Origin of the sequence: Thalassospira sp. UBA1131 (genome assembly GCF_002311515.1) — a bacterium.
Taxonomy (GTDB): domain Bacteria; phylum Pseudomonadota; class Alphaproteobacteria; order Rhodospirillales; family Thalassospiraceae; genus Thalassospira.
Window position 1 is genome coordinate 28835 of record NZ_DCAO01000050.1, and the last position, 7811, is coordinate 36645.

The window sequence follows — 7811 nt, forward strand, 5'->3', positions numbered from 1 at the left end:
CGTCACGTCAAAACGCTGGTGCAGTTTGACCCGGTGGCGATTGAAAGCATCGATGACAAGGTCATGAAACTGGCCGAGCAGGATGAAAGCTGGCACATGCTGGGCAAATTGCTCGGCACGGAAAACAGCAACACGCCGACACGCGGCTTTAACGTCGTCGAGTTCGTTGGCGAGAGCGAGGCCGAGGTGGCCGCCAAACAGGCGGAACTCAAATCCTACCTTGAGGCCAACCCGGCTGAAGACTTTGCCCCCATCGGCTTTGTGCAGGCGACTGACCCGACACAAATCGCCGCCATCTGGTCGATCCGTGCCAAATCGGTGGGGCTACTGGGGAACCTTGAAGGCAAACGCCGCGCCACGCCTTTTGTTGAAGATACCGCTGTTCCGCCAGAAAACCTTGCCGATTTCATTGCCGAGTTCAGAGCACTTCTGGATGCCGAGGGGCTTGATTACGGCATGTTTGGCCATGTCGATGTCGGCTGCCTGCATGTCCGCCCGCTGCTTGACATGATGGAAGAGGAAGACGAGGCCCGCATCCGGCGCGTTTCCGACGCGGTGGCAGAGCTTACCAAACGCTATAACGGCCTGATCTGGGGCGAGCATGGCAAGGGGTTCCGGGGTGAATACTCCCCCGTCTATTTCGGGCCGGAGCTTTATGACGTGCTTCGCCGCATCAAGGAGGCCTTTGATCCCGAAGGGCAGCTTAACCCCGGCAAGATCGCATCCCCATACAGCAAAAACACCCCGATCACGGCGATTGACGAAGCCCCGATGCGCGGCCAGTTTGACCGCCAGATCGAGGATGCGTTGCGCGATGAATACCTGAACGCGACGCGGTGTAACGGCAACGGGGCGTGCTTTAACTGGGATCTGATGGATGCCATGTGCCCGTCCTATAAGGTCACGCGATCGCGTGTGCATTCGCCCAAGGGCCGGGCCGGGATGATCCGCGAATGGATCCGCCAGCTTTCTGTCGGCACCGATCCGATGAACAAGGATCTGGCCGTTATCAATGGCCGGGATTTTTCCCATGACGTCTATGAGGCGATGGCCGGTTGCCTGTCCTGCAAGGCGTGTGCTGGGCAATGCCCGGTCAAGGTCGATATCCCGGAAATGAAATCCCGGTTCCTTGAGACCTATCACACGCGTTACAAACGCCCCATCAAGGACCATGTGATTGCCGCGCTTGAGAGCATCGCACCGCTTCTGGCAAAGGCGCCGGGGCTGTTTAACGCGCTACAATCCATCCCGCCGATGCCATGGATTTTCAAACGCTTCATCGGCCTGACCGATTTGCCGAAACTGCACGGCCAGAGCCTGAAATCCGCCCTGCGGGCACGCGGCATTGGCAAGTTCAAGCAGGCGGAGATTGACGCCCTAAGTGCTGATGAAAAGGCCAAGTCGGTGATCCTCGTGCAGGATTGCTTTACCACGCATTACGACACCCATGTGGTGCTGGCGCATGTCGACCTTTTGCAGCGCCTTGGATATCGCGTTTTCGTGCCGCCCTATCGCCCGAATGGCAAGGCGATGCATGTGAAGGGGTTCCTCAAACGCTTTGATTATCAGGCGACGCAAAATGACATTGTGCTCGGCAAAATCGCCAAATCCGGCATTCCCATGATCGGGATCGAGGCCAGCGTGACCCTGACGTACCGGCAGGAATACGCCCAGCGACTAAGCAACCGCCCGGATTATCGCGTGCATCTGTTCCATGAATGGCTGGCGGGCGAGATCGAGCACGGCCGCCTGACCCCGCCGAAAATTGATAACGGCGTTAACATGGGCGCGACTGAGACCCCAGCAAGCCTGTTCCCCCATTGCACGGAAAAGACGTCGCTTCCTGATGTCGGCGTGAAATGGCAGAAAATCTTTGACGCGTTCGGCCTCCCGCTCGTCACGGAAAAAACCGGCTGTTGCGGCATGGCCGGTGTCTATGGCCATGAAACCCGTCATCAGGAAACCTCGCGCGCGTTGTATGACTTGAGCTGGAAAAAGAAGGTCGATGCGACAGGTGCTGCTAACATGCTGGTGACCGGCTATTCCTGCCGCTGTCAGGTGGACCGCTATGAAGGTGTGAAGTCGCAGCATCCGGTGGAGTATTTGGTGAAGCTGATTAGCCAAAGTTCCCCAGCAAGCCGACAGTCTCTTCACTAGAGCCGCCCGCTCCAAACATCACTTTTGAAAACCTTGCCATTGATCGAAACCATTAAATTGCATATTAATTAACACTCATCAACTATGAGTGGAGATTCACATGCTAGTCAAAAGCATTGTTTTCACAGTAATTGCGTGCGTCTCGACTATTTTCGCATCGGAATCGGTTTACGCTCAGGGATACCCTAGCTGCTTTAATGTACAGGGTATTCCCGTTACCTATTTCCCAAACCCTAATGTTAACGATATCGCGATGGCGACAACTGCGCCGAATGGGTCGCCCGTGGTAATATGGAACCCAAATATCGCGGCTAGCTTACATCCAGCGACCCTAGAGTTCTTTTACTATCATGAGTGCGCCCATCATGCTTTGGGACACCCGCTCGGCTCATACGGCCCTGGTTCAGAGAGAATGGCTGACTGCTGGGCCAAACAAACGATGATGCAGATCGGTGTAATAACGCAGAATAAGTACAACATCATTATTCAACAACTCCTTCAGTATAGTACACCTAACATTGATTGGCCTAACGGGCATGTCCGAACAAGTTATTTAAACAACTGCTGATCACACGCTTTTGTCGCCGCTTTTAGGTAGCGCCCTACATAGTAAGAAGTCCCGGCATTAGATGTAGAACTAGTGTCCTAAGGTCGACTTAAGCAACAACCGTCATCCCCGCGCAGGTGGGGATCTATGACCGCTATCACTAAAGATGGATTCCGGGTCGTCGCTGCGCTTGCCCGGAATGACGCCAGCCTGCCCGCGCCCTTGACACCAATATTGACGCGCTGGTGATCTCAGCAGGCCCAATAACCTTGGAAAACCAATGATCCGTCACATCGTTCTGACCAAATTCAAGGCCGAGGTCCTCGATCCCGAAATCGACAGCCTGTTTGCCAAGCTGGCAGACCTTCAAAGCCAGATCCCCGGCATGCGCGGCTTTGATGGCGGCGTTTCGGTCAGCCCGGAGGGCCTGGAACAAGGCTTCCGCCACGGATTTTCAATTGATTTCGACGATGCGGCGGCCCGTGATGCCTATCTGGAACATCCAGAGCATAAAGCCTTGGGTGGTCAGTTGGTTGGGCTGCTTGAGGGTGGTGTCGCCGGGTTGGTGGTGTTTGATCTGGTCATAGGCGCACCTGCTTAGTCGTGCATTTTGGCGCCCGAAAGAGTGGTTTCTTTACCGCCGCCGACCGTGTGCCAGCAGCAAAACATGTTCAGGTGCTGCTGACGTTTTTGACCGGTCGACAAAACCGGGCCCATGTCGATATCAGGATGCCTGAGATGATAATCAGGGACCCAAGCCATTCATGCCTTGAGGGCATTTCTCCGAAAACGACATAGCCAAGCCCGACCGCAAAAAGAACGCTGGAATAGCGGTATGGAGTTGCTTCGGACGCAGAAATTCTGGCAAGTGCTGTTGCCGAGCATAACTGGCCCAATGCGGCAAATATGCCCATAAGACTTAACGTCGCGAACAATTCCCAACTTAAATCAAGCCCGCCATAAGCCTCTGCAATCGGGAAGGTCACGACTATTCCCAAGACACTCACATATGTCACCAACCGCAGGGAGTGATCATTTTTGGCAATGCTGCGCACCATCAAAACCTCCCCACCCCATGCAATTGCTGCAAGAACGGCAGCCCCGACACCCAATATCTGATCACTGGAAATGGTTACAGCCCGCAAACTTTGATCTTCGTTGATAACCGTGACAACCCCGCCGCCGATGATCAGGAGCAATGCAAGCAGATCAAACTTTGCCGGCCTTTCCTTGGCAAGCAAACTGGCAAGGACAACGGTAAAAGCCCCATTACCCATCAGAATTGCCTGAACGACAACCACAGGAGCGTTGTTGATCGCAAAGACACTGAGCGAGAGCATGGTCACAGCAAGCATGGCACGCGAGATATAAACCCATGGCTTCAACGCCGGTTTCGAAAATTTGTGGCGCCGTATGAGGTAAAACGGCACCAGCAGCAATGACGCACTGACAAACCGAATAAACGACACCTCAAATGCAGACGTCCCCGATGGGGCAAATCGCGGTATAATGATCATTGCCGTAAACAGGAATGCCGACATGATGACCAATACAATGGGCACAATTTTTGACGGCATCAAAGTTCCCTTCAAAGAGCCTGAACATTTGGGTTTCGCGCTATCTTACCGAAGGAGTTGGATTGACTTCGCAGCCTTCCCGCGCCCCGGGAAAACCAATTCGACCACACATCTTCATACAAATAAATAAAAAGTATGAAAATTACTCGGCAGCAAGTTTGTATATACATTTGACATATACATTCCTCAGATGCACAATGTCTGAGAGCTTTTCCGTGCAAGGAGGCATTTATGACTCAGGCATCCGTATTTCTGAACAACAAGACGCAGGCCGTTCGCCTGCCCAAGGATGTTGCCTTTCCCGAAGGCACGAAAACGGTTGAGGTGATTTCGGTCGGGGTGACGCGGGTGATTGTGCCAAGCGATCACTTGTGGGACACGTTTTTTGACGGACATGCAGTCAGTGATGACTTCATGGAAGATCGCAATCAACCGGCCATGCAGGAACGGGAAGCGCTGTAATGCTGCGCTTTATGCTCGACACCAATATCTGCATTTATGTGATCAAGAACCGGCCGCCGTCCTGCCGGGAGAAATTCACCACCCATAGCGGGGCCTTGGCAATTTCATCGGTCACTATGGCCGAACTGATTTATGGCGCGATGAAATCCGCCAAGCCGGAAATTAATCTGCGCACAATCGAGGAATTCGCCGCCCGCATGACTGTGCTTGATTTCGACACCAATGCGGCAGGCCATTACGGCGAAATCCGCAGCAATCTTGAAACCAAAGGCACCGTCATCGGCCCCTATGACATGATGATTGCGGGGCACGCACGCAGTCACGGCCTGATCCTTGTCACCAACAACACGCGCGAGTTTGAGCGCGTGGAGGGGTTGCGTTTGGAGAATTGGGTTTAGGCCACGTCTTCGTAAAGGGCACCTTCGTGCGAGACTTTTGAACCTTCATTAAAAGGGGACTGTCCCCTTTTTTGCTAGCCCCCTTTTCTGCAAACCTTACGATTATCGTTCGAATAGTGGGCTGTAGAGGCCTCCTAGAGCAGACCCGTCATACTTACTCAATTCAAAAATTCCTGGCTGCATCTTCTTCAACACTTTGATCGCATTAAGACATTGCGGTTCCGGCATTGAAAACCCGAAAAATACTCGACTAATGACAGTCGTCATGGGTCCCAAGTAAATCGCCGAGAAGTATTGACTGGCTAAATCACTAAGATCTTGATGGATCGAAGTCCCACACTGAACTAAGATTTCCTCAGCGTAGGTTCGCGCTTCTCGACTAGGTGTTTCCCCTCCAATTGATAGCCCTATTGAAATGTGATTTATCGCATCTGAAGCTCTTATTCGACCTTCAAATTCTGAAACCCTTAACCCTGGGTGCTCAAGGCTAATCGCCATAATACTGACGAAACATACAACGACAGAAAACAAGTAAATAACAATGGACCGGCGAAAATCGACCTCTAGAATGTAAACCAAAACAATTGAGGTTGCAGCACCGAGTCCTGAGAGAAAAAATGAAAACCCAATCCAAGGATATCCGTCAAACGCGTCAATAATGAACCAAAAAATTCCTGCACAGAAAAAAACACCAGCTACAGAAAACGTTAGTGCTTCCCAAAAAGATAATCTGAAAATCACGTTAGGTACCCCCACACCGATACGGTGATACATTTTTCCATACCCTCCGGAAACCTTAAAGAATAGTTGTCATGGACGATAAAGTAAAATTAGCGCAACTAAACAATATTGTTTGTGTACTTGCTTAATTCTCATGAAAAGGTAGCACCTATGAGCAGCGCTGCCCTTTGGTTTTGATGCATATGGCTCGAGATTCCCGCCTGCGCGGGAATGACGGTGTGGGGTGATGGCGGGTTTTGCCGGTCTGATCAGACCGGCGTTGAGGTCACCAAGTTTGATTTCTGCCGTGGCAGGTATTTGCCATCACCTTTTTGACCGGTGACTTCGCCGTCCTTGACCACCGTTTTGCCGCGCACGATGGTGTGGACGGGCCAGCCTTTGACTTCGAGGCCTTCATAGGGGCTGTAGTCGCAGCCCTGTTGCAGGATGTCGTTGGTGATGGTGACGTTTTTGTTGGGGTCCCAAAGGGCCAGGTCGGCGTCCGAGCCAATCGCAATCGTGCCCTTTTGCGGGTACATGCCATAGAGCTTGGCGTGGTTGGTGGCCGTAAGCGCGACAAAGCGGTTGAGGTCGATGCGGCCTTTTTGCACACCTTCGGAAAACAGGATTGGCAGGCGGGTTGCGACGCCCGGGATGCCATTGGGGATCCAGCGGAAGCTTTTCTTGCCCTTTTCATTAAGCTTGCCTTCCGGGTCATTGAACCGGAACGGGCAATGGTCGGACGAGAACAGGTCAAACACACCGCGTTCCAGACCATCCCAACAGGCGTCCTGGCTTTCCTTGTCACGTGGCGGCGGGGAGCAAACGAATTTTGCGCCTTCGAGTTCATCCTGATCAAGATCATCGGCCGTCAGCATGAGATATTGCGGGCAGGTTTCGCCAACAACCTTGGAGCCGCGCACGCGGGCGCGTTCGATTTCTTCCATCGCCTGCTGGTTCGACACATGGACAATCACGATCGGGGTATCGACGATTTCGGCCAGTGACAGCGCACGATGGGTGGCTTCGCGTTCTGCGGCAATCGGGCGGGTTGTGGCGTGGGATTTGGCGGAGAATTCACCGGCGGCCTCGTGCTGGCCGATCAGGAAGCGAATGGCGTCCTCGTTCTCGCAATGGACCAGCACCAGCGCGCCGGTATTGCGCGCGGCATCAAGGGTATCGAGGATTTCATCATCGCGCAGACGCAGGTTTTCATAGGTCATGAAAACCTTGAATGAGGTATAGCCGTCCTCGACCAGGGCCGGGAGTTCCTGGCCCAGTACCGACGGTGTCGGGTCGGTGACGATCAGGTGGAAGGCCACATCAATATGGCAATTGCCATCCGCCTTAGCGTGATAGACATCGAGCGAATGACGCAGGCTGTCGCCCTTTTCCTGCATGCAGAAAGCAAGGATCGAGGTATTGCCGCCAATCGCGGCCGAACGCGTGCCACTTTCGAAATCATCGGCCATGACGATGCCATCGCCGGAGGGCTGATCAATATGCACGTGGCTGTCGATGCCGCCGGGCATGACATAAAGCCCGGTTGCATCAATGATGTCGTCCGCCCCGCTCAGGACATCAGCGATGGCGGCAATCTTGCCATCCTTGATGCCAAGATCGGCAACATAGGTGTCGCTGGCGGTAACGATGGTGCCGTTTTTGATGATGCGGTCAAACTGCATGATGTGGCCTGCCCCCTTATTGATCGGTCGCGTCAAGCAGGCGGTCAAACGCCGCTGTCAGACGGTCCACCTGTTCAATCGTGTTGTAGTGCACCATCGACACACGCAAAACGCCAGCATTATCAGACAGGCCCATATATTCGACCAGACGGCGGGAATGAAAATCACCAAAGCGAATGGCGATCTTTTCACGGTCGATGATCTTGCAGACGTCCTCGGCATTGCGGCCATCAAAGCGGAACGCAATGGTCGGGATGCGCGTGCC

The 7811-nt window shown here is 53.4% G+C and carries 8 protein-coding genes; 4 read left to right on the forward strand and 4 right to left on the reverse strand.

Annotation, left to right across the window (positions count from 1 at the left end):
- Positions 1–2157, forward strand: a 2157-nt coding sequence (locus B3Z49_RS08065; protein WP_296989753.1) for an FAD-binding and (Fe-S)-binding domain-containing protein, incomplete at its 5' end; no start/stop codon positions are given.
- A gap of 827 nt (positions 2158–2984) precedes the next feature.
- Entirely contained in the window at positions 2985–3305 is a 321-nt protein-coding gene (locus tag B3Z49_RS08070; protein ID WP_296989755.1) for a Dabb family protein, read from the forward strand.
- 70 nt (positions 3306–3375) lie between these two features.
- On the opposite strand, the gene B3Z49_RS08075 is transcribed toward B3Z49_RS08070, so the two are convergent.
- Entirely contained in the window at positions 3376–4281 is a 906-nt protein-coding gene (locus tag B3Z49_RS08075) for a DMT family transporter (RefSeq protein ID WP_296989757.1), read from the reverse strand.
- A gap of 231 nt (positions 4282–4512) precedes the next feature.
- Between B3Z49_RS08075 and vapB the strand changes: the two genes are divergently transcribed.
- The gene (gene vapB / locus B3Z49_RS08080) at positions 4513–4743 is read left to right on the forward strand and encodes a type II toxin-antitoxin system VapB family antitoxin (RefSeq protein ID WP_033067331.1); all 231 of its coding nucleotides are present in this window, start codon (positions 4513–4515) and stop codon (positions 4741–4743) included.
- Positions 4743–5141: a type II toxin-antitoxin system tRNA(fMet)-specific endonuclease VapC gene (gene vapC / locus B3Z49_RS08085; protein ID WP_296989761.1), complete on the forward strand. Its 399-nt coding sequence runs from the start codon at positions 4743–4745 to the stop codon at positions 5139–5141. Before vapB ends, vapC begins: the two co-directional genes overlap by 1 nt.
- Before the next feature lie 102 nt (positions 5142–5243).
- Here vapC and B3Z49_RS08090 read toward each other — a convergent pair whose 3' ends face one another.
- The 3 genes from B3Z49_RS08090 to B3Z49_RS08100 all read right to left on the reverse strand — a co-directional run.
- Positions 5244–5915 (reverse strand): hypothetical protein, encoded by a 672-nt coding sequence (locus tag B3Z49_RS08090; RefSeq protein WP_296989763.1) that lies wholly within the window; start codon positions 5913–5915, stop codon positions 5244–5246.
- A 215-nt stretch (positions 5916–6130) separates the two neighbouring features.
- Positions 6131–7546, reverse strand: a complete 1416-nt coding sequence (hydA, locus tag B3Z49_RS08095) for a dihydropyrimidinase (protein ID WP_296989764.1) — start codon at positions 7544–7546, stop codon at positions 6131–6133.
- A gap of 16 nt (positions 7547–7562) precedes the next feature.
- Positions 7563–7811: aminotransferase class V-fold PLP-dependent enzyme (locus B3Z49_RS08100; RefSeq protein WP_296989766.1), on the reverse strand; the 249-nt coding region annotated here is incomplete at its 5' end.